18 protein-coding genes are annotated in these 21,147 nt (G+C 63.3%); 6 read left to right on the top strand and 12 right to left on the bottom strand.

Features of this window, described 5'->3' with window-relative positions:
* A partial coding sequence (locus tag ACF8FB_RS05240; RefSeq protein WP_392511094.1) for a LysR family transcriptional regulator occupies nucleotides 1–241 on the bottom strand: 241 nt, incomplete at its 3' end.
* Nucleotides 242–343: 102 nt separating this feature from the next.
* On the opposite strand from ACF8FB_RS05240, the gene ACF8FB_RS05245 reads away from it, so the two are divergent.
* A complete protein-coding gene (locus ACF8FB_RS05245; RefSeq protein ID WP_392511095.1) occupies nucleotides 344–1,012 on the top strand; it encodes an FMN-dependent NADH-azoreductase in 669 nt (222 codons plus the stop codon).
* Between the two features lie 8 nt (nucleotides 1,013–1,020).
* Here ACF8FB_RS05245 and ACF8FB_RS05250 read toward each other — a convergent pair whose 3' ends face one another.
* Entirely contained in the window at nucleotides 1,021–2,076 is a 1,056-nt protein-coding gene (locus ACF8FB_RS05250) for a phosphorylcholine phosphatase (protein ID WP_021783642.1), read from the bottom strand.
* Between the two features lie 244 nt (nucleotides 2,077–2,320).
* Between ACF8FB_RS05250 and ACF8FB_RS05255 the strand changes: the two genes are divergently transcribed.
* A complete protein-coding gene (locus ACF8FB_RS05255) occupies nucleotides 2,321–3,712 on the top strand; it encodes an L-cystine transporter (RefSeq protein WP_392509464.1) in 1,392 nt (463 codons plus the stop codon).
* A gap of 131 nt (nucleotides 3,713–3,843) precedes the next feature.
* On the opposite strand, the gene ACF8FB_RS05260 is transcribed toward ACF8FB_RS05255, so the two are convergent.
* The gene (locus ACF8FB_RS05260) at nucleotides 3,844–4,359 is read right to left on the bottom strand and encodes a dihydrofolate reductase (RefSeq protein WP_392509465.1); all 516 of its coding nucleotides are present in this window, start codon (nucleotides 4,357–4,359) and stop codon (nucleotides 3,844–3,846) included.
* Nucleotides 4,360–4,413: 54 nt separating this feature from the next.
* On the opposite strand from ACF8FB_RS05260, the gene ACF8FB_RS05265 reads away from it, so the two are divergent.
* Nucleotides 4,414–5,805: a DUF2868 domain-containing protein gene (locus tag ACF8FB_RS05265; protein ID WP_392511096.1), complete on the top strand. Its 1,392-nt coding sequence runs from the start codon at nucleotides 4,414–4,416 to the stop codon at nucleotides 5,803–5,805.
* The gene (locus tag ACF8FB_RS05270) at nucleotides 5,798–7,162 is read left to right on the top strand and encodes a GTPase/DUF3482 domain-containing protein (RefSeq protein ID WP_004577212.1); all 1,365 of its coding nucleotides are present in this window, start codon (nucleotides 5,798–5,800) and stop codon (nucleotides 7,160–7,162) included. Before ACF8FB_RS05265 ends, ACF8FB_RS05270 begins: the two co-directional genes overlap by 8 nt.
* Nucleotides 7,163–7,451: 289 nt before the next feature.
* On the opposite strand, the gene ACF8FB_RS05275 is transcribed toward ACF8FB_RS05270, so the two are convergent.
* The 5 genes from ACF8FB_RS05275 to ACF8FB_RS05295 form a co-directional block, all read right to left on the bottom strand.
* Complete coding sequence (locus ACF8FB_RS05275; RefSeq protein WP_392511097.1) at nucleotides 7,452–8,477, bottom strand: putative 2-aminoethylphosphonate ABC transporter substrate-binding protein; 1,026 nt, start codon at nucleotides 8,475–8,477, stop codon at nucleotides 7,452–7,454.
* Between the two features lie 18 nt (nucleotides 8,478–8,495).
* Complete coding sequence (locus ACF8FB_RS05280) at nucleotides 8,496–10,220, bottom strand: putative 2-aminoethylphosphonate ABC transporter permease subunit (RefSeq protein WP_392511098.1); 1,725 nt, start codon at nucleotides 10,218–10,220, stop codon at nucleotides 8,496–8,498.
* A 1-nt stretch (nucleotide 10,221) separates the two neighbouring features.
* Entirely contained in the window at nucleotides 10,222–11,280 is a 1,059-nt protein-coding gene (locus tag ACF8FB_RS05285; protein WP_392511099.1) for a putative 2-aminoethylphosphonate ABC transporter ATP-binding protein, read from the bottom strand.
* A gap of 228 nt (nucleotides 11,281–11,508) precedes the next feature.
* Entirely contained in the window at nucleotides 11,509–12,378 is an 870-nt protein-coding gene (locus tag ACF8FB_RS05290; RefSeq protein ID WP_392511100.1) for a LysR family transcriptional regulator, read from the bottom strand.
* 9 nt (nucleotides 12,379–12,387) lie between these two features.
* Nucleotides 12,388–14,640, bottom strand: a complete 2,253-nt coding sequence (locus ACF8FB_RS05295) for a heavy metal translocating P-type ATPase (protein WP_392511101.1) — start codon at nucleotides 14,638–14,640, stop codon at nucleotides 12,388–12,390.
* Between the two features lie 83 nt (nucleotides 14,641–14,723).
* Here ACF8FB_RS05295 and cadR point away from each other — a divergent pair, with 83 nt between their 5' ends.
* A complete protein-coding gene (gene cadR, locus ACF8FB_RS05300) occupies nucleotides 14,724–15,167 on the top strand; it encodes a cadmium resistance transcriptional regulator CadR (protein WP_010955676.1) in 444 nt (147 codons plus the stop codon).
* Between the two features lie 56 nt (nucleotides 15,168–15,223).
* Here cadR and ACF8FB_RS05305 read toward each other — a convergent pair whose 3' ends face one another.
* The 3 genes from ACF8FB_RS05305 to ACF8FB_RS05315 are packed head-to-tail and all read right to left on the bottom strand — an operon-like array spanning nucleotide 15,224 to nucleotide 17,852.
* Entirely contained in the window at nucleotides 15,224–16,195 is a 972-nt protein-coding gene (locus ACF8FB_RS05305; RefSeq protein ID WP_350298460.1) for a thymidylate synthase, read from the bottom strand.
* 51 nt (nucleotides 16,196–16,246) lie between these two features.
* On the bottom strand, nucleotides 16,247–17,053 hold the full coding sequence (gene lgt, locus ACF8FB_RS05310) for a prolipoprotein diacylglyceryl transferase (protein ID WP_010955678.1): 807 nt from the start codon (nucleotides 17,051–17,053) through the stop codon (nucleotides 16,247–16,249).
* Nucleotides 17,054–17,069: 16 nt separating this feature from the next.
* Nucleotides 17,070–17,852: a sulfite exporter TauE/SafE family protein gene (locus ACF8FB_RS05315; RefSeq protein ID WP_003249024.1), complete on the bottom strand. Its 783-nt coding sequence runs from the start codon at nucleotides 17,850–17,852 to the stop codon at nucleotides 17,070–17,072.
* A gap of 130 nt (nucleotides 17,853–17,982) precedes the next feature.
* Between ACF8FB_RS05315 and ACF8FB_RS05320 the strand changes: the two genes are divergently transcribed.
* A complete protein-coding gene (locus ACF8FB_RS05320; RefSeq protein ID WP_003249022.1) occupies nucleotides 17,983–18,729 on the top strand; it encodes an NRDE family protein in 747 nt (248 codons plus the stop codon).
* Between the two features lie 133 nt (nucleotides 18,730–18,862).
* Here the strand turns inward: ACF8FB_RS05320 and ptsP are convergent, their stop codons facing one another.
* Nucleotides 18,863–21,142, bottom strand: coding sequence for a phosphoenolpyruvate--protein phosphotransferase (ptsP, locus tag ACF8FB_RS05325; RefSeq protein ID WP_003249020.1), 2,280 nt, complete (start codon nucleotides 21,140–21,142; stop codon nucleotides 18,863–18,865).
* Nucleotides 21,143–21,147: the final 5 nt, after the last annotated feature.

The raw sequence follows: 21,147 nt of genomic DNA on the forward strand, positions 1-21,147 counted from the left end.
CATAGCCTGCCAACCGAGCGCCTGCGGGTGTCAGGCTGACCGAACGGGTCGTACGCTCCAGCAATTTTTGTCCAGCTTCGCGTTCAAGCCGCCGAATATGAGCGCTGATCGCCGACTGCGTTAGGTGCAGCCTGTGCGCAGCGCGGGTGAAACCACCGGTGTCGGCAACGGCAATCAAGCTCCGCAAAAGCACAGTATCGAACACAGATTCATCACCTATCTCACTCAATCTCGTGAGCATACGTCATTTCTATAATGAATCGCCCTGAATCAGACTGTGCGCCGAACGCCTGGGCGGTGAAGCGTCAGGCAAGGCTCATCAACACTACCTGGGAGAAGCCCCGTGGTTGAACGTATCTTGTATGTCTGCGCCTCACCCAGAGGAGAGCGGTCCGTTTCCGCTCAGATTACCGACGTGTTCCTGGCGGCATTGGCCGAGCGCAAAGCGGTGGAAATCGATCACTTGAATCCTTGGGAATGTGAGCTGCCTGAGGTAGATGGCGCCTTGCTCGCGGCGAAGTACGCGGGGCTTGCCGATGCCCCGCTGTCAACCGCACAGGCCGCTGCATGGGATCGGATCAAGACCCTCGCTCAACGGTTCCACCGGGCGGATACCTTGGTGTTCAGCGTACCGCTGTGGAATTTCGGTATTCCGTACAAGCTCAAGCACCTGATCGACGCAATTTCGCACAAAGATGTGCTGTTCACCTTCGATGAACACGGGTTGAACGGCATGCTTGGCGGGCGTCGAGCGGTTGCCATCTACACCCGTGGTTTGGGCTACGGGCCCGCCTCACAGACACCCGACCAGTATTTTGGCCTGGAAAAAACCTTCATCGACACATGGTTTCGCTTCGTTGGGATTAACCAGGCGCACAGTGTAGTGGTCGAACAGACCCTAGGCCCTGAGGGCGCCAGGATCCGTGAACGTGCCATTGAACAAGTGACCCTGTTGGCGAAGAACATTGACCAGAAAGCGGCCCAGACCCTCATTGTGGGCCGCGATGGTTGATATTCCCGTTACTGGATCTGCTCCGGCGTGACGATCACCCAGTTCTTGTCTGCCGTCACCGGCAACCCTTCCTTGGCCTGCGCCGCCGCATTCTTGGCAATCATCCCGTTGAGCTGGTCCATGTACTTGGCCTTGCGGTTTATCCACAGGTGGATACCGCCTTTGCCCACATCCACCCCGTGGAACTGCATGTAGCCATCGCTGGTCGGCGTGTCGCCGCCCACCAGCACCGGTTTCTTCCACTCATCGATGTAGGTAAGGATCGCCGCCTGCTTGCCCGCCATCCAGGTGGCCGGGGTCCACAGGTAAGGGGTCAGCTCCAGGCCCTCGTTAGCCTTGGCATCGTAGTGCCCGGCGCTGATCTGCTTGCGCGCAGTGGTCAGCTGTCCGCTGGCGCGGTCCTTGAGCAGCAGGCTCACGCCAATCACGTTCTGGGGCTTCACGTTGTATCCATACTTGGGGTCCGAGGCGACCATGCGCACCAGCTCTTCGGAGGCCGCCGAAACCACATAGACCTCGATGCCATTCTCCATCAGCTTGTTGTACAGCTCGGCCTGGCCCTTGAAGACCTTGGGCGGCTGAACCTCGATGGCCTTGACCTGGTCGCCTTCGTAATAGGTGCTGGGGATCGGCTTGGTCGAAGCCATCAGCTCATCCACCTGCGCCTTCAGCTGCTTGAGGGTAAAGCCGGAGAACACCTGGGCTACCCACGGGTAGCAGACCATGTCATCGATTTCACACAGCCGGTAGTAGTAACTGAACAGGCTTTCCTTGTGCTCGGCAGTGTCCTTGAACGGCATCAGCTTCAACGAAGGGTCGAGCTTGTCGCGGCTTAGCAGCCCCTTGTTTTCCATGAACGGAAGCAAGGCTTCTTCCAGGTCATAGCGGTAACTGGTGTTGTCCATGTCAAACACCGCGTAGTTACCCTTGTTGGCATTGGCGGCGATCATGCTGTCGAGCTGTTTGGCCGCGTCGGCGGGCCAGTGTTTGAGCTCCGTGGCGAAGGTTTCGATACTGAACAGCAGGGACAGGCCGATGGCGGCGGCTTTCACAGCGACTTTCATGTACGAATCTCCTGAAATGACCCAGAAACGCTAGTGCAACAATCCCCACTGCAAGCCCCCGATAACGACCTCCAGGCAGCTGCAAACGCCTTGTTCATTGCAATCTGCGACATCCCGTTATTCCATAAACGACTATGGAAATTCCATTTAGGTATAAATTCGTTTGTTTTCAGGCTGTTAGCATTTCCGTTCGCAATCGCTCACAGAGGCGATGCCACTTCTGCTTTTTTCTGCTGGAGCTTCAATGAACCTGCCGCTGTCACTCAACCTGCTGGCATTCCTGGCCCTGTTGCTGGGTCTGGCACAAACCCGCCGCACCGACTGGAGCCTGGCCAAGAAGGTACTGCTTGGCCTGGTGCTGGGCGTGGTCTTCGGCCTTGTGCTGCACACGATCTATGGCGCTGGCCACCCCGTGCTCAAGGCAACCATCGCCTGGCTCGACCTGGTCGGCAACGGCTATGTCGGCCTGTTGCAGATGATTGTCATGCCGCTGATCTTCGCCTCGATCCTCAGTGCCGTGGCACGTTTGCACAATGCCTCTTCACTGGGCCGCATCAGCGTGCTGAGCATCGGCACCCTGCTGCTGACCACGGCCATTGCCGCCCTGATCGGCATTGTGTTGACCAACCTGTTCGGCCTCAGTGCCGAGGGCCTGGTGGCCGGCGCCCAGGAAAGCGCACGCATGCAGGTTATCCACAGTGACTACGCGGGCAAGGTCGCCGACCTCAACATCCCGCAACTGCTGCTGTCGTTCATCCCCAGCAACCCGATAGGCGACCTGGCGCGGGCCAAGCCGACCTCGATCATCAGCGTGGTGATCTTTGCCGTGTTCCTCGGCCTGGCCGCGCTCCAGTTGATCAAGGACGACGCCGAGAAGGGCGAGCGCGCCCTGTCGGCCATCGACACCCTGCAGGCCTGGGTAATGCGCCTGGTGCGGGTCGTGATGAAGCTGACCCCCTATGGCGTGCTGGCGTTGATGACCAAAGTAGTGGCCAGTTCCAACACGGAGGACATCCTCAAGCTGGGCAGCTTCGTGGTGGTGTCGTACCTGGGCCTGGGGTTGATGTTCGTGGTGCACGGCATCATCCTCGCCGCCACCGGCGTGAGCCCGCTGCGCTTCTTCCGCAAGGTGTGGCCGGTGCTGACCTTCGCCTTCACCAGCCGCTCCAGCGCCGCCAGCATTCCGCTGAACATCGAGGCACAAACCCGCCGTCTGGGCGTGCCGCAATCGATCGCCAGCTTCAGCGCATCGTTCGGCACCACCATTGGCCAGAACGGCTGCGCCGGGCTCTATCCAGCCATGCTGGCGGTGATGGTCGCGCCAGCAGTAGGCATCGACACCTTCGACCCGCTGTGGATCGCCACCCTGGTGGCCATCGTCACGCTGAGCTCTGCAGGGGTTGCCGGCGTGGGCGGCGGTGCCACCTTTGCCGCGCTGATCGTGCTGCCAGCCATGGGCTTGCCGGTGGAACTGGTGGCGTTGCTGATTTCGGTGGAACCGCTGATCGACATGGGCCGTACGGCGTTGAACGTGAACGGTTCGATGACGGCGGGCGTTGTCACCAGCCAGCTGTTGAAAGAGACTGACAAGGAAGTGCTGGCCGGTGATGAACATGCCGATCTGAGCCACACCTGACAGATCGCCGGGGCGCATTGCGCCCCTTTCGCGACAAGGCCGCTCGTGTCCTGCTCAAAACCTCAACCCCCTGCGCCCCCCCGTAGGAGCGGGTTCACCCGCGAAGGGCTGCAAAGCAGCCCCCAACAATCTCACCCCTTATCCCAAACCTCGAAGTGATACACCGGCTTACCTTCCTCAGCCTGTGCCTCGCTAGAAGTCAGCCTCCACTGCCCTTCATCAAACGCCGGGAACCACGCATCCCCCTCTGGCGCCAACTCAACCCGCGTCAGGTACATGCGGCTGACCAGCCCCTTCTCCAGCGCCTGCCCATACAGCTGCGCCCCACCAATCAACATCAGCTCACCGATGCCCTGCTCGCGCGCCCACTGCTCGGCCCGCACCAACGCCTGTTCAAGCGAAGCGAACACTTCGGCACCTGCAAGTTCAAGCCCCGGCTGGCGGCTGACCACGATGTTCAGCCGCCCAGGCAGCGGCCGCCCCAGCGAGTCCCAGGTCTTGCGCCCCATGATGATCGGCTTGCCCAGGGTGGTGGCCTTGAAGTACTTGAAGTCCCCCGGCAAATGCCAGGGCATGGAGTTGTCGATGCCGATCACGCGGTTCTCGGCATAAGCCGCGATCAGGCTGAGGGGGAGTGATGTATTCATGCCGGCGAGGATAGCACCGGGCGTGTGGGTTATGCTTCTGCCTTGACCTGTGCAATGGAAGACCTTGTGACTGCACCCACGCCACTGGACAAGCGCTGGCTCACCGAAGCGGTACGCCTGCGCGAAGAACATGCCGGCCCGCTGGAAGACCAGGAAGCCAACCGCCACGCCCGCCAGCTAGGTGGCGACCTGGCCACGCGCATCGAAACGCGTGCGCTGTTCCTGGCCGAGCGCGATGACATGACCGGCGCCCTGCGCCATTGGAAGCAGGGCGCGCGCCTGGCGCTGCTGGCCTTGTTGCTGATGGCCGTGCTCAGCGGCGCGGGCCTGGGGCTGGCCGCCCTCGGTGACGGGCAGCGCCCGGTGAATGTGTTCTGGGCGCTGGGCAGCCTGCTCGGGCTGAACCTGCTCATGCTACTGGGCTGGGCCATGGGTTTTGCCCTGAGCGGCGAGCATGGCGCAGGGCTGGGCCGCTTGTGGCTGTGGCTAAGCGAACGCTTTGCCCGCGATGCCAAGGCCGCGCACCTGGCGCCAGCGCTGCTGGTGCTGCTGCAACGTCAACGCCTCAACCGGTGGCTGCTCGGCCTGTTGGTACACGGCCTGTGGCTGCTGGCGATGCTCTCCGCGCTGGGCATGCTGCTGGTTTTGCTGGCGACCCGGCGCTATGGCTTTGTCTGGGAAACCACCTTGCTCGCCGCCGAGCCGTTCATTCACCTGACCCAAGCACTGGGCGCCCTCCCGTCGTTGCTGGGCTTCGCCGTGCCCGACGAAGCCATGATCCGCGCCAGCGGCGACAGCCTGCCAGCCCTGGACGTCGCCCGCCAGGCCTGGGCCAGCTGGCTGCTCGGCGTGGTGCTGGTATACGGCCTGCTGCCCCGCCTGCTGCTGGCCGGGTTATTCCTGTGGCGCTGGCGCCAGGGCCGTGAACGCCTGACGCTGGACCTGGGGTTGCCCGGCTACGCGCAACTGCGCGAGGCACTGATGCCGCGCAGCGAACGCATGGGCGTGCAGGATGCTGCCCCGCAAGCCTTGCCGCAGTTTGCCGCCGGGCAGCTGGAAAGCGGCAGCAGCGGTGCCCTGCTGGTGGGCCTGGAGCTGGACGACCAGCGCCCCTGGCCACCCGCCCTGCCGAAAAGCGTGACCGATGCCGGCGTGCTCGACAGCCGCGAATCACGCAACCGGCTGTTGGAACAGCTCAGCCGCTTCCCACCGGCACGCCTGGCCATCGCCTGCGACCCACGTCGCTCGCCGGACCGTGGCAGTTTGGCGCTGCTCGCCGAACTGGCGCGCAATGCCGGCGCAACCCGTATCTGGCTGCTGCAGGCTGCACCGGGCCAGCCCCTCGATGCCGAGCGCCTGGGCGATTGGCACGAAGCCCTTGACCGCCTTGGCTTGCAACATGCCGACACCTCACCGCTGACCTGGCTGGAGCATGGCCATGACTGAGCCACTGAAACTGGCCGTGGTCGGCCATACCAATGTTGGCAAAACCTCGCTACTGCGCACCCTGACCCGCGACGTCGGTTTTGGCGAAGTGTCCCACCGCCCCAGCACTACCCGCCATGTGGAAGGTGCGCGGCTGTCTGTGGACGGTGAACCCTTGCTGGAGCTGTACGACACGCCCGGCCTGGAAGATGCCATCGCCCTGCTCGACTACCTTGAACGTCTGGAACGCCCGGGCGAGCGCCTGGACGGCCCGGCCCGGCTGGAGCGTTTTCTGCAGGGCAGCGAAGCGCGCCAACGTTTCGAGCAGGAGGCCAAGGTATTGCGCCAACTGCTGGCCAGTAATGCCGGGCTGTATGTGATCGATGCGCGCGAGCCGGTGCTGGCCAAGTACCGTGACGAACTGGAAGTACTGGCCAACTGCGGCAAGCCGTTGCTGCCGGTGCTCAACTTCGTCGCCAGCAGCCAGCACCGCGAACCGGAATGGCGTGAAGCCCTTGCCCGGCTTGGGCTTCACGCATTGGTGCGGTTCGACAGCGTGGCCCCGCCAGAGGATGGCGAGCGCCGTTTGTATGAAAGCCTGGCGCTGCTGCTGGAAAACGCCCGCCCGGCGCTGCAACGACTGATCGACGACCAGCAGGCGCAGCGCTTGGCACGCCGGCACAGCGGCAAGCGCCTGATCGCCGAACTGCTGCTCGATTGCGCTGCATGCCGGCGCAGTGTCGAGGCCGAACCAGCGGCAGAAGCTCGAGCCATCGAAGCGCTGCGCCAGGACATACGCCAACGAGAACAACGCTGCGTCGAAGCCTTGCTCAAGCTGTATGCCTTCCGCCGCGAGGACGCCCATGCCAGCGACCTGCCGTTGCTGGACGGCCGCTGGGGCGATGATTTGTTCAATCCAGAGACGTTGAAACTGCTGGGCGTGCGCCTGGGCAGCGGTGTGGCGGCGGGTGCTGCGGCCGGTGCCGGGGTCGATTTGCTGGTCGGTGGCCTTACCCTCGGCGCAGCGGCGCTGGCCGGGGCGATTGCCGGTGGCGCGCTGCAGACGGCGCGCAACTATGGGGCACGGTTGATGGGCAAGCTCAAGGGCAAGCGCGAGCTGACCGTGGACGACACTGTATTGCGTTTGCTGGCCTTGCGTCAGCAGCAGTTGATGGTGGCGCTGGATAACCGCGGGCATGCGGCGCAGGACAGCATCAGGCTGGGTGAGCTGGATGAAAAGGCCTGGCGCGAGGGCAAGTTGCCGGAGGCGCTGGTCAAGGCGCGGGCGCACCCGCAATGGTCCACCCTGAATCCCGGGGCCAAGCTGAATCAGGCTGAGCGGCAGGAGCAGTTGGAGGCGCTGGTTTCACAGATTTGAGCCAGCAGGCCTGGCCTTTTCGCGGGTAAACCCGCTCCTACACGGCGGTCTGTGTCCAACCACCGATGTGTGTCCACCGCCAATCCGGTGTAGGAGCGGGTTTACCCGCGAATACGGTAGCGGCAGCAACAGTGAACGGCGGGCGGAAATTGGCCAGCAGGGCCGGCCTCTTCGCGGGTGAACCCGCTCCTACACGACGGCCTGTGTCCAACCCCCGATGTGTGCCCACCACCAATCTGTGTAGGAGCGGGTTTACCCGCGAAGAGGCCGGCCCTGCAATAGTGAAGCGTTACTGCTGGGCCACCTTCTCCGACTTGCCGTCATAGCGCTTGCGCCATTCGGCCAGAATCTGGTCACGGTTTTTAGAAGCCCAGACAAAGTCGTTCTTGATCAACCGCTGCTCATAATCCGCCGGCAGCTCGGTCTGCGGCTTGGCGATGCCCGGCGCGGCCAGTACGGCGAAGTTTTCCTTGTACAGTTCCATGGCCGCCGGGCTGGCCGAGAAATCGGCCAGGCGCTTGGCCGCATCGGCCTTGGGCGAGCCTTTGATCACTGCGGTTGCCTCGATCTCCCAGCCCAAACCCTCCTTTGGCAACACGATGTCCAACGGCGCGCCTTGGCGCTTGAGCTGAACGGCCGGGTATTCGAACGAAATTCCGATCGGGAACTCGCCCGCCGCCGCCAACTTGCACGGTTTGGAGCCGGAATGGACGTACTGGCCGATGTTCTGGTGCAGCGCATCCATGTAGGCCCAGCCCTGCGGCTCGCCAAAGGTTTGCAACCAGGCACTGACATCCAGGAAGCCGGTGCCGGACGAGGCCGGGTTGGGCATGACGATCTTGCCTTTGTATTCAGGCTTGGTCAGGTCCTGCCAGCTCACCGGTTTGCTCAGGCCCTGTTTCTCGGCCTCGATGGTGTTGAAGCAAAGGGTGGCCGCCCACACGTCCATGCCGACCCAGGCTGGCGGGTTGGCGGCGTCACGATAATTGCCGGAAATCTTGCCCAGGTCCTTGGGCGCATAAGCTTCGAGCATGCCGTTCTGATCGAGGATGGCCAGGCTCGATGCCGCCAGCCCCCACACAGCGTCGGCTTGCGGGCGCTCTTTCTCCGCCAGCAGCTTGGCAGTGATGATGCCGGTGGAATCACGCACCCACTTGATCTCGATATCCGGGTTGGCTTTCTCGAAGGCCTGTTTGTAGGTTTTCAGCTGCTCGGCTTCCAGAGCGGTGTAGACCGTCAGCTGGGTAGCAGCGGCCGAAGCCTGCAGGCTGAACACGGCGGAAACGGCAGCGGCAAGGGCAAGGTGCTTGTGCATGGGTAGGTTCCTTTCAGGTCAGACGGTCGCGGCGCGTTGGCGCCAGGCTTGGGAGCGGCGCAGCAGGCCGCGCGAGGCTGCAGCCAGCAACAGTGAAGCGCCGGCACTGGTCAGCAGGATCAAGGTGGACATGGCAGCGGCCCCGCCAACGTTGCCGGCGTCGTCCATGTTCAGCACGGCAACGGCAGCCAGGAGGGTGTCGGGGCTGTACAGGAAAATCGCTGCCGACACGGTGGTCATTGCCGATACGAACAGGTAGCGGATGATATCCAGCAGTGCCGGCAGGCAGATCGGCACGGTCACGCGCAGGAAGTGCCTGTACAGCGGCGCTTTCAGCGACAGCGCGGCGGCCTCGAACTCGCCGTCGAGCTGGCGCAGGGCGGTGGTCGCGGTCATCTGCGCGGTGGTCAGGTAATGGGCAATGGTGCACACCACCAGCAACCCCATGCCGCCGTACAGCACATGCAGCGGGTTACCGTTCAGGTTGAAGAAGAATACGTAGCCCAGGCCCAGTACCAGGCCCGGCACGGCCATGGGGATGAAGCTGAGCAGGCGCAGCGCATGGTTGAGCAGGCGTTGGCCCTGGGTCTTCTCCATCAGGTAGGCGCCGGTAAAGATCACGATGCTGCCGATCAGTGCGGTGCCAATGGCCATGGTCACGCTATTGCGGTAGGCCAGCCAGCCGCCACCGGCAGTGTCTTCGAACAGGTAGTGGCGCAGCGACAACGACAGGTTGTAGGGCCAGAAAGTGACCAGCGAGGAGTACACCGCCATACCGATCACCACCAGCAACGCCGCGCACACCAGCAGCACAATGGTCAGGAAGCAGGCATCGCGGCCGCGTGATGGCTTGGGTTCGAACACCTGAGCACGGCCGCCCATGGCCTCGCCCTGGCGTCGGCGCAGCCAGGCGTCGACGGTAAAGCTGAACAGGGCCGGCAACAGCAGCACCATGCCGATCAGCGCACCACGGCCGAACTGTTGCTGGCCCACCACCGCCTTGTAAGCTTCCAGCGCCAGCACTTGATAGTCGCCCCCCACCACGACCGGTACACCGAAGTCTGTGATAGTCAGCGTGAATACCAGGCAGAACGCCGCGAATACTGCCTGGCGCGAGGCTGGCCAGGTGATGCTGGTGAACGCCCGCCACGAGCCTGCCCCCATGCTGGAGGCCGCATCGAACAGGCGAGCATCGGCCAGTGACAGTGCCGACAGCAGAATCATCAGCGCATGCGGGAAGGTGTAGATGGCCTCGCCCAGCACGATGCCCCAGAAGCCGTAGATATTGTCGCTGAGCAACCCACGCAGCAGGCCCTGGTTGCCAAACAGGTAGACCAGGGCGATCGCCGGCAGCATCGACGGTGCAAGCAATGGCAGCAGCGAAATCCCCCGCCACAGGCCCTTGGCCGGGATCAACGTGCGTTGCAGGGCAAAGGCGAACAAATAGGCCAGCGGTACCACAATGGCCGCGACAGTGAAGGCCACCGACAGGCTGTTGCCAAGCAACCAATGGAAGCTGGCGCTGGTGAACAGTTCACTGGCCGCCAGCAAGCCACCGCCCTGGCCCGCTTCACCGCTGAAACCACGCCAGAAGATCGCCAGCAACGGCATCAGCACGGCCAGCACCAACAGGATCAGCAGCAGGCTCTTGCCGCCGATGACGAACAGCCGGTCACCCAGGGCGATGCCAGCACGCGGCGCGACGTTGGCCTGGCTCAACGGCAGGGACATTGGCGCGGCCATCTCAGGCAAACACCTGCAGGCTCTGCGGCGGCAACGCCACCCAGATGTCCTGCGAACCCAGGCGCGGCATGGCCTCGGGGGCCAGTTCGGCCAGCAGGGCATGGCCTGGCAGGGCCTTGAGTGCAAAGCTCATGCGGCAGCGGTTACCGAGGAAGGTGATTTCGCGGACCATGGCCGGGAACAGGTTTTCTTCGTGCACCACCGGGTTGACCGTGATCGCTTCCGGGCGGCAGAACAGCCGGCCACTGCTGGCCTGGGCTGAACCCGGCGCCAGGCGCATGTTCATGTCGCCGACCAGGGCATGGCTGTCGCTGCTGCGCTGGAACGGCAGCCAGTTGCCCTGGCCGACGAACTCGGCCACGAACGGCGTGGCCGGGTGGTCATAGATTTCCTGCGGGGTGGCGTACTGCTCGACCTGGCCGTTGTTCATCACCGCAATGCGGTCGGCCATCAACATGGCCTCGTCCTGGTTGTGGGTAACCATCAACGTGGTGATGCCCAGTTGGCGCTGCAGCTGACGCAGTTCGGTGCACAAGTGCTCGCGCACCCGGGCGTCCAGCGCCGACATCGGCTCATCGAGCAGCAGCAGCGATGGCGACGGTGCCAGCGCGCGGGCCAGGGCCACACGTTGCTGCTGGCCACCGGAGAGCTGGCCTGGGTACTTCTTCTCGCTGCCAGACAGGCCAACCAGTTCGAGCATTTCGGCCACCCGCTGACGGGCCTGCTCGCGACCACTGCCCGTCAGGCCATAGGCGATATTGGCTTCGACGGTAAGGTTGGGAAACAGCGCATAGGACTGGAACAGGATGCCGTAGTCCCGCGCCTGGGGTGACAGCGTGGAGATATCGCGTTCGCCGATGTACAGCGTACCGCGGTCCTGGCGCTCCAGGCCGGCAATGCAGCGCAGCAGCGTGGTCTTGCCACAACCGGACGGGCCGAGCAGGCACACCAGTTCGCCCGCGGCGATGTCCAGCGAGACATCGTTGAGCGCCGTAAAGGCACCGAAGCGCTTGTGGATGTTGCACACTTTTATCTGTGCGCCGGGGGTGGTGTGGTTCATGGCATGGCCTCATCGAAGAGATGGGGCCATGCTAGGCAGGCTGTGCGAAGGTTCTGTGGCTTTAAGGCAAAAGCCGGTGATAGTGGTATAGGCAGATTTAGTAGTGGCCTGTGCCGGCCTCTTCGCGGGTAAACCCGCTCCTACGGCATGCATGTTCGCGGAAAATGCAGACGCGCGGGTACGCTGAAATGTAGGAGCGGGTTTACCCGCGAAGAAGCCAGCAAAAATCTAGAACTGCGAACCGGCCACTTCCTGCGCCACCCCCAGGAATGCCGCCGGCAACCGGGCCTGGCGCCGTTCCTTCAGGCAATACAGGTACTCGTGCATCACCGGCGCATTCTCCAGCGCCAGCACCCGGAGTTCGGGGTTGTGCGGCACCTCATGACGGGCAATCACGCTGATGCCGATATTGCGCAGCACCGCTTCGCGGATCGACTCGCGGCTGCCGATTTCCATCAGGGCGCCGGCCTTGACCCCCGCCTCCTGCATCATCTGCTCGGTGAGCTTGCGTGTGGTCGAGCCCTTCTCGCGCATCAGCAGGCAATGCCCCGACACCACCTCGATCGACACCGTCTGGCGTTGGGCCAGAGGGTGGTTGCGGTGCACCGCCACCACCAAAGGGTCAGTGCCCAGTATCCGCCGCACCAACCGCGCGTCCTCCACCCATTGCGACGACGCGGCAATATCCACCCGGTAATCCTTGAGCATTTCCAGCACCTGCTGCGAGTTGCCGATCTCCACCGCCACTTCAACCTGCGGCAAGCGTTCGCGATAGATCTTGACCAGGTCGAGAATGTAGTAAGGCGCAGTGGCAGCAATGCGCAGGCTGCCCTGGGCCTGGCCACTGTTGCGCAGCTCGAACTCGATGTCGGCTTCCTGCTGCAGCAGCGCCTTGACCATCGGCAGCAGGCGTAAGCCCTCCTCGCTCAACACCAGGCGCCGCCCGCCGCGGTAGAACAGCTCCACGGCGTACTGGCCTTCTAGGCTGCGGATCTGCGTGGTCACCGTGGGCTGGCTGAGGCCAAGCTTCTTCGCCGCCTGGGTGATGCTGCCCAGACGGGCCACCATGTAGAAGGCCTTCAGCTCGGCACTCAGCATGCACGTCCTCTATTTGCGCAAAAGGCGCAAGCCGTTGAACACCACCAGCAAGCTCACGCCCATATCAGCGAACACCGCCATCCACATCGTGGCCATGCCGGCAAAGGTGATCGCCAGAAATATCGCCTTGATGCCCAACGCCAGAACGATGTTCTGCATGAGGATCGCCGCACTTTGGCGCGACAGCCTGACGAAGGCCGGGATTTTGCGCAAGTCATCGTCCATCAGTGCCACATCAGCCGTCTCGATGGCGGTGTCGGTGCCGGCAGCAGCCATGGCAAAACCGATTTCGGCGCGGGCCAGCGCCGGGGCGTCGTTGATGCCGTCACCGACCATGCCCACCCGATGGCCTTGTGCGTACAACGCCTCAATGGTTTTCAGCTTGTCGGCCGGCAACAGGTTGCCCTCGGCGCGGTCGATCCCCACCACGGCGGCAATGGCCTGCGCAGTATGCGGATTGTCACCGGTCAGCATGACAGTCTTGATACCCAGTTGATGCAATTCGGCGATCGCCTGACGGCTGCTGTCCTTGACCGTGTCGGCCACGGCGAACAGTGCCAGAGGGCCGGATCGGTCGAGCAGCAGGACCACGGTCTTGCCCTGGCGCTCCAGCGCATCAAGCTGGGCCTCCAACGCTGGCGAACACAGCCCCAGTTCCTCGACCAGACGATGGTTGCCCAGGTGGTAGACTTCACCGGCGATCACGCCACGCACGCCACGCCCGGCCAGGGCGGCGAAGTCACTGACCTCGCTCAAGGCCAGGCCTTGCTGCTTGCCGAACTCGGCAATGGCGCGGGACACCGGGTGGTCCGAACGCTCGCCCAGGCTGGCCGCCAAGGCTTGTGCACGGTCTTCGAACAGCGGCACCAGCACCTTGGCGTCGGTCTGCACCGGCTTGCCATGGGTGATGGTGCCGGTCTTGTCCAGGGCCAGGAAATCCAGATGGCGGCCACCCTCCAGGTACACGCCACCCTTGATCAGGATGCCTTTGCGCGCAGCGGCGGCCAGGCCACTGACGATGGTCACCGGGGTCGAGATCACCAGCGCGCAGGGGCAGGCCACCACCAGCAGCACCAAGGCGCGGTAAACCCAGTCGAACCAGGCGCCAGCCATGAACAGCGGGGGTAACAGCGCCACGGCCAGGGCAATGGCGAATACCACCGGGGTGTAGATACGCGAGAAACGGTCGACGAAGCGTTGGGTAGGCGCCCGCGCGCCCTGCGCTTCCTCCACGGCCTTGATGATCCGCGCCAGAGTCGACTGCCCGGCAGCGGCGGTGACGCGAAACTCCAGCGCCCCCGCCTGGTTGATGGTGCCAGCGAACAGCTTGTCACCCACCCCCTTCTCCACAGGCAGGCTTTCACCGGTAATCGGCGCCTGATCGACGCTGGATTGCCCGCTGGTCACTTCACCGTCCAGGCCGATGCGCTCACCGGGGCGCACCCGCACCAGTGCGCCGATGGCCACCTCACGCACCTCCAGCTCGCGCCACTGGCCATCGGCCTGCTGCACCGTAGCCATGTCCGGGGTCAGCTGCATCAACCCGCCGATGGCATTGCGCGCACGGTCCAGCGAGCGCGCTTCGATCAGTTCGGCAACGGTGAACAGCACCATGACCATCGCCGCCTCCGGCCACTGGCCGATCAATACGGCCCCCGTCACGGCGATACTCATCAGCGCATTGATGTTGAGGTTACGGTTTTTCAGGGCAATCCAGCCCTTCTTGTAGGTACCCAGGCCGCAACCGAGGATCGCGGCAAGCGCCAGTCCCGCTACCACCCACTCAGGGGCCAGTGCAGCAAAGTGCACGATTTCGGCGGCGATCGCGGCGACGCCCGACAATGCCAGTGGCCACCAGCGGGCCTTGGCCGGTTGTGGCACGCTGGCGCTGCCGTCGTCCTGGGCAGCAATCGGCTCGGCCTTCATGCCCAGGCTATCGATAGCCCGCTCGATATCGGCGGTGCCGTCCAAGGTGTGGCGCACGCCAAGCACGCGGTTGATCAGGTTGAATTCCAGCTGTTCGATACCGGCCAGCTTGCTCAGTTTGTCCTGAATCAGGGTCTGCTCGGTGGGGCAGTCCATGGCATCGATGCGGAAACGACTGAGTTGTGCCTGGGCACTGGCCGTTTCGCTCAGTTGCACCAGCGGCGGCGCGGCTTTGGCGCCGCAGCAGCTGTGGCCGTGGGCAGCATGGCCATGGTCGTCATCACCATGAGCGTGATCGTGCGGATGCTTGTGTTCGTGGCTGACAGGCTGGTTCATGGGGTCATCCTTAAATTGAGCCTGTTGCCAAGTGAACACCCTGTAGCCACTATAGGGTCAAGCCACTTGCTGGAGATTTAGTGATGAAGATCGGAGAACTGGCCAAAGCCACCGACTGCGCGGTGGAAACCATCCGCTACTACGAGCGGGAAAACCTGCTGCCAGAGCCGGCGCGCAGCGAGGGCAACTACCGGTTGTACACCCAGGCCCATGTGGAGCGGCTTACCTTCATCCGCAACTGCCGCACGCTGGACATGACCCTGGACGAAATCCGCAGCCTGCTACGCCTGCGCGACAGCCCCGACGACGCGTGCGGCAGCGTCAATGCGCTGATCGACGAGCATATCGAGCATGTTCAGGCGCGGATTGATGGCTTGGTGGCATTGCAGGAGCAGCTGGTGGAGCTGCGGCGGCGCTGCAACGCGCAGGGGAGTGAATGCGCGATCTTGCAGCAACTGGAGACAAACGGGGCGGTATCGGTACCGGATACCGAACATTCGCATGTGGGGCGGAGTCACGGGCATTGAGCCAAAAGCTTCGCGGGTGAACCCGCGAAGAGGTCAGTTCTAACAATAGAGATCTATCAGACCGCCATCGGCGCTGTCATCGGCGCATGGTGCTCATAGCCTTCCAGCCAGAAATCACTCGGCTCAATCTTCTCCAGCCACTCCGGCTCATACTTGCCAGTTTCGGCAAATGCCGGAACACGGTCGCTGATCACCAGCTTCGGCGCTTCCAACGGCTCGCGCTTGAGCTGCTCGTTCAGCATGTCCAGGTGGTTTTCATACACATGGGCATCGCCGATGAAGTAGGTGAACCAGCGCGGTGTATAGCCGGTCAGGCGGCCGAACAGCGACAGCAGCGCCGCGCCTTCGGTGAGGTTGAACGGCGTGCCCAGCCCCAGGTCGTTGGAGCGGATGTAGAGGGTCAGGGAAATTTCCCTGGTCTCGACATTCGGGTGGAACTGGTACAGCAAGTGACACGGTGGCAGTGCCATTTCGTCCAGTTGCGCACAGTTCCAGCCGTGGAACAGGATGCGGCGGCTACCCGGGTCGTGGGCGATGGTGTCCAGGCACTGGCGCACCTGGTCGATCGCCTTGTACAGGATGACGAACGCGACGCCCTCCTCTTCGTCCTGGGCAATACGGCGGAAACCGGCTTGCTCGGCCATTTCGATGGCCGCCGGGTTGCTCAGCGGGATGCGCTTGTAGCCCGGCCACTGGCGCCATTGCACACCATAGATCTCGCCCAGGTCGTCATGGCCCTGACGGAACGGGTTGGCCAGCCACTGGGCGTTTTCGTTGGCGTTCTGGTCCCAGACCTTGCAGCCAAGCTCACGGAACTCACCGGCGTTCTTCACGCCACGCAGGAAACCGACCATTTCACCGATCGCCGACTTGAACGCCAGCTTGCGCGTGGTAATGGCCGGAAAGCCCTTCTGCAGGTCGAAACGCAGCATCGCGCCCGGCAGGCTGATGGTGCGGATGCCGGTGCGGTTTCCCTGCAACGTGCCGTTATCAATGACGTCGCGGACCAGGTCCAGATACTGTTTCATGGCTTACCTGTAGCAAAAACGGCAGGGGGATCGCCCCTGCCGTGGGATTAATCAGGCGGGTTTCGCCGTAGGCTTGCGATTATAAGCCCACCAGATCAAGACGAGGCCACCGACTATCATCGGAATGCACAGCAACTGGCCTTGAGTGAGCCAGCCGAACGCGATGTAACCGAGTTGTGCATCCGGCACCCGGACAAACTCCACGGCGAAGCGGAAGATGCCATAGCACAACGAGAACATTCCCGACACCGCCATGGTCGGCCGTGGCTTGCGCGAGAACAGCCACAGGATGACGAACAGCGCCACGCCCTCAAGGGCGAACTGGTAGAGCTGCGATGGGTGGCGCGGCAACTGGGCCGGGTCGCTGAACGGCGGGAAGATCATCGCCCATGGGACGTCGGTGGGTTTGCCCCACAGTTCGGCGTTGATGAAGTTGCCGATACGCCCGGCCCCCAGGCCAATCGGCACCAGCGGGGCGACGAAGTCCATCAGCTCGAAGAACGACTTGTTGTTGCGCTTGCCGAACCACAAGGCCGCCAGCATCACGCCGATGAAGCCGCCGTGGAACGACATACCGCCCTTCCACACCTCGAAGATCAGCGTCGGGTTGGCCAGGTAGGCGTGCAGATCGTAGAACAGCACATAGCCCAGGCGCCCGCCGACAATCACCCCCATCGACAGCCAGAACACCAGGTCGGACAGCTTCTCGCGGTTCCAGGTGGGGTCGAAGCGGTTCAGCCGGCGTGAGGCCAGCAGCCAGGCACCGCCGATGCCGATCAGGTACATCAGGCCGTACCAATGGATTTTCAGCGGCCCGATGGCCAAGGCCACGGGGTCTATCTGCGGGTAAGGCAGCATGGAACTTCCTCTCGATTCAAATCAAAAAGCTGAGGCCAACACAGAACAACAGGGCTGCGAACAGGCGTTTCAACAAACGGGGCGACAGCTTGTGCGCCAGGCGCGCGCCGAAGCGGGCGAAGAACATGCTGGTCACGGCAATGCCGACCAGCGCCGGCAGGTACACGTAACCCAGGCTGTGGGGCGGCAGGTGCTCCTCGTGCCAACCCAGCAGCATGAAGCTCAGGGCACTGGCCACAGCAATCGGCAGGCCACAGGCCGATGACGTGGCCACTGCCTGCTGCATGGGCAGGCTACGCCAGGTGAGGAACGGCACCGTCAGCGAACCACCGCCAATGCCGAAAATGGCCGAGGCCCAGCCAATCACGCCACCTGCACCGATCAGCCCAGGTTTGCCGGGGACGCCACGGCTGGCCTTGGGTTTGAGGTCAAGGGCCATCTGCGCGGCGATGACCAGGGCGAACACACCGATGATCTTTTGCAGCAGTGGCCCCTGGATCAGCGAAGCGGTCTTGGCACCGACACCGGCACCCAGAAGGATGCCGATGGTCATCCAGATGAAGATCGGCCATTGCACCGCGCGCTTGCGGTGGTGCTCCCGCACGGCGTTGATCGAAGTGAAGACGATGGTGGCCAATGACGTGCCGACGGCCAGGTGGGTCAGCACCGAAGCGTCGAAACCCTGCAGGGTAAAGCTGAACACCAGCACCGGCACGATGATGATGCCGCCGCCCACGCCGAACAGCCCGGCCAGCACACCGGCACAGGCGCCCAACAACAGATAGAGCACGAATTCCATTCGGCATCCCCTAGAAATCAATCCGGCATGGTAACGGAAGCCGGGCTCGGGGCTCTAGTGAACTCTGTGTCAGGATGGATCCGCATCGTTCCTGTGGGTACAGTGACAAAAAAACACAGAGGCCCAACCTATGTGCCTGATCGTATTTGCCTGGCGGCCGGGGCACGCCCTGCCGCTGATCGTGGCGGCCAACCGCGACGAATTCTATGCCCGCCCCACTCAGCCCCTGGCGGCCTGGGAGGATGCACCTGGGGTGCATGCCGGGCGCGACCTGGAGGCAGGCGGTACCTGGCTGGGCGTAGGCCCACAGGGGCGCTTTGCCGCGCTGACCAACATCCGCGACCCGGGCCAGGCGCAGGGGCCCCGCTCGCGGGGTGAGCTGGTGGCGGCGTTTCTGCAGGGCGAGCTAGGGGTTGAGGCTTACCTGGACCAGGTGGCCAGCCGTAGCGGGCAGTACTCGGGGTTCAACCTGCTGGTGGGTGATGGGCAGCAACTGGGTTATCTGCATGCCCGTGAGGCCACGCCGCGCCTGCTGAAGGCTGGGGTTTACGGGCTTTCGAACGCCGGGCTGGATACACCGTGGCCGAAGCTGGTGAAGGCACGTGACGGGCTGGAAAACCTGCTGGACACGCCGGAGCCGCACAGGCTGCTGGCTTTGCTCGCGGATAACGAGCCCGCGGCTGATGGTGATCTACCCGAAACAGGCGTGGGGTTGGCAACCGAGAAGTTGCTATCGAGCGTCTTCATCGCCAGCCAGAATTACGGGACCCGGGCGAGCACAGTGCTCATTGTGGATGATCAGGGGCAAAGGCGGCTGGTTGAGCGCAGTTTCGGGCCTTTTGGCGGGCATTTGGGGGAAATTGAGTTGTTGGCCTGAACATTTGATGTTGTCTGTTCGGGCCTCTTCGCGGGTAAACCCGCTCCTACCACGTACACACATCTGGGGTTGGACCCAGGCCGTTGTAGGAGCGGGTAAACCCGCGAAGAGGCCGGCACAGACAGCATCACCCTCACAAGGTTTTATTAGCCCCAGGCCCAATCATCCGCGCCAACCCAAGGTTCTTCAGGGCCAGCTGCAGCGAGCTGTGGATAACCTGCGGGTTGTCATGGCTCAAGGCCTCGGCCAGCAGTTCCTTGGCCTTGCCCATATTGATCTGGCGCAGCATCCACTTGACCTTCGGCAGGTTGGTGGCGTTCATCGACAGGCTGTCGAAGCCCATGGCCATCAACAGGACCGCTGCCGCCGGGTCACCGGCCATCTCGCCGCAGATGCTCACCGGCTTGCCTTCGCCATGGGCGTCGCGCACCACCGTGTTCAGAGCCTGCAGTACCGCCGGGTGCAGGTAATCGTACAGGTCGGCGACCCGCGGGTTGTTGCGGTCCACCGCCAACAGGTACTGGGTCAGGTCGTTGGAGCCTACCGACAGGAAGTCCACCTGCCGCGCCAGCTCCTTGGTCTGGTACACCGCCGCTGGGATTTCCACCATCACACCCACGGGCGGCATCGGTACATCGGTACCTTCGTCACGCACTTCACCCCAGGCACGGTGGATCAGGTGCAGCGCCTCTTCCAGCTCGTGAATGCCGGAAATCATCGGCAGCAGGATGCGCAGGTTGTTCAGGCCCTCGCTGGCCTTGAGCATAGCGCGGGTCTGTACCAGGAAGATTTCCGGGTGGTCGAGGGTGACGCGAATGCCGCGCCAGCCGAGGAACGGGTTTTCTTCCTTGATGGGGAAGTACGACAGAGCCTTGTCGCCACCGATGTCGAGGGTACGCATGGTCACCGGCAACGGGTGGAAGGCCGCCAGCTGCTCACGGTAGATGGCCAGCTGCTCTTTCTCACTGGGGAAACGCTGGTTGATCATGAACGGCACTTCGGTGCGGTACAGGCCTACCCCTTCGGCGCCGCGCTGCTGGGCACGGGCCACGTCAGCGAGCAGGCCGGTGTTGACCCACAGGGGCATGCGATGGCCGTCGGGGGTGACGCACGGAAGTTCGCGCAGTGCATCCAGCCCTTGGGCCAGCTGGCGTTCCTCTTCGACCACTTCGCTGTACTGCTTGCGCAGCACTTCGCTGGGGTTGGTGAACACCTCGCCCTTGTAGCCGTCGACGATCAGTTCAATACCGTCGACTTTGGAGTATGGCAGGTCGACCAGGCCCATCACCGTGGGGATGCCCATGGCCCGCGCGAGGATGGCGACGTGGGAGTTGCCCGAGCCGAGTACCGAGACCAGGCCGACCAGCTTGCCTTCCGGCACTTCACCGAGCATGGCCGGTGTCAGTTCCTCACTGACCAGGATGGTGTTGTCGGCATACACCAACGACTGCGAGCGCGCTTCCTGCAAGTAGGCCAAAAGGCGACGCCCCAGGTCCTTGACGTCGGAGGCACGCTCACGCAGGTAGTCGTCGTCCATCAGCTCGAAGCGGTTGACGTGCTCACCAACCACCTGGCGCAGGGCGCCCTGGGCCCACTGGCCGGTCTTGATGACCTCGGTCACCTCACCGCCCAGGGCTGCGTCTTCTAGCATCATCAGATAGACGTCGAACAGCGCACGCTCTTCCGGGCGCAGCTGGGTGGCCAGTTTGGCCGACAGCTTGCGCATGTCGTCGCGCACACCTTCCAGGGCGTTCTGGAACAGCTTGAGTTCGGCGTCGATGTCATCGACGGTCTTGTCCGGGACCACTTCCAGGTCGGCCGGCGGCAACATCACCACCGCACGCCCCACCGCGGCACCAGGCGAACCCGGCACACCCACGAAGCGCGCTTCCTGAATACCTTTGCCCTGACGGCCCAGGCCACGGATCGAGCCGGTAGCCTCGGCGTGGGCGATAACCCCGGCAAGCTGGGCGCTCATGGTGACCAGGAAGGCTTCCTCGCCCTCGTCGAACTGGCGGCGCTCCTTTTGCTGGATGACCAGTACCCCGACCACACGGCGGTGGTGGATGATCGGCGCACCCAGGAAGGAGGCGAATTTCTCTTCGCCGGTTTCGGCAAAGTAGCGGTAACGCGGGTGGTCGGCGGCGTTTTCCAGGTTCAGCGGCTCTTCCCGGGTACCGACCAGGCCAACCAGGCCTTCGTTGGGGGCCATGCTGACCTTGCCGATGGAGCGCTTGTTCAGGCCTTCGGTCGCCATCAGCACGAAGCGGTTGGTTTCCGGGTCGAGCAGGTAGACCGAGCAGACCTGGCTGCCCATGGCTTCCTTGACGCGCAAGACAATGATCCCCAACGCCGACTTGAGATCTTTGGCGGAGTTTACTTCCTGGACGATCTTGCGCAGCGTATTGAGCATGGCTC

The sequence above is a fragment of the Pseudomonas sp. yb_2 genome, assembly GCF_043103905.1.
Classification (GTDB): domain Bacteria; phylum Pseudomonadota; class Gammaproteobacteria; order Pseudomonadales; family Pseudomonadaceae; genus Aquipseudomonas; species Aquipseudomonas alloputida.

What these genes read in the sequence shown, in the direction of transcription:
- ACF8FB_RS05280 (WP_392511098.1), bottom strand. Translation starts at nt 10,220, where the DNA reads ATGGCCGCGCCAATGTCCCTGCCGTTGAGCCAGGCCAACGTCGCGCCG.
- ACF8FB_RS05265 (WP_392511096.1), top strand. Translation starts at nt 4,414, where the DNA reads ATGGAAGACCTTGTGACTGCACCCACGCCACTGGACAAGCGCTGGCTC.
- ACF8FB_RS05270 (WP_004577212.1), top strand. Translation starts at nt 5,798, where the DNA reads ATGACTGAGCCACTGAAACTGGCCGTGGTCGGCCATACCAATGTTGGC.
- ACF8FB_RS05275 (WP_392511097.1), bottom strand. Translation starts at nt 8,477, where the DNA reads ATGCACAAGCACCTTGCCCTTGCCGCTGCCGTTTCCGCCGTGTTCAGC.
- ACF8FB_RS05315 (WP_003249024.1), bottom strand. Translation starts at nt 17,852, where the DNA reads ATGGAATTCGTGCTCTATCTGTTGTTGGGCGCCTGTGCCGGTGTGCTG.
- ACF8FB_RS05290 (WP_392511100.1), bottom strand. Translation starts at nt 12,378, where the DNA reads ATGCTGAGTGCCGAGCTGAAGGCCTTCTACATGGTGGCCCGTCTGGGC.
- lgt (WP_010955678.1), bottom strand. Translation starts at nt 17,053, where the DNA reads ATGCTGCCTTACCCGCAGATAGACCCCGTGGCCTTGGCCATCGGGCCG.
- ACF8FB_RS05285 (WP_392511099.1), bottom strand. Translation starts at nt 11,280, where the DNA reads ATGAACCACACCACCCCCGGCGCACAGATAAAAGTGTGCAACATCCAC.
- ACF8FB_RS05255 (WP_392509464.1), top strand. Translation starts at nt 2,321, where the DNA reads ATGAACCTGCCGCTGTCACTCAACCTGCTGGCATTCCTGGCCCTGTTG.
- ACF8FB_RS05250 (WP_021783642.1), bottom strand. Translation starts at nt 2,076, where the DNA reads ATGAAAGTCGCTGTGAAAGCCGCCGCCATCGGCCTGTCCCTGCTGTTC.
- ACF8FB_RS05295 (WP_392511101.1), bottom strand. Translation starts at nt 14,640, where the DNA reads ATGAACCAGCCTGTCAGCCACGAACACAAGCATCCGCACGATCACGCT.
- cadR (WP_010955676.1), top strand. Translation starts at nt 14,724, where the DNA reads ATGAAGATCGGAGAACTGGCCAAAGCCACCGACTGCGCGGTGGAAACC.
- ACF8FB_RS05320 (WP_003249022.1), top strand. Translation starts at nt 17,983, where the DNA reads ATGTGCCTGATCGTATTTGCCTGGCGGCCGGGGCACGCCCTGCCGCTG.
- ACF8FB_RS05305 (WP_350298460.1), bottom strand. Translation starts at nt 16,195, where the DNA reads ATGAAACAGTATCTGGACCTGGTCCGCGACGTCATTGATAACGGCACG.
- ACF8FB_RS05260 (WP_392509465.1), bottom strand. Translation starts at nt 4,359, where the DNA reads ATGAATACATCACTCCCCCTCAGCCTGATCGCGGCTTATGCCGAGAAC.
- ptsP (WP_003249020.1), bottom strand. Translation starts at nt 21,142, where the DNA reads ATGCTCAATACGCTGCGCAAGATCGTCCAGGAAGTAAACTCCGCCAAA.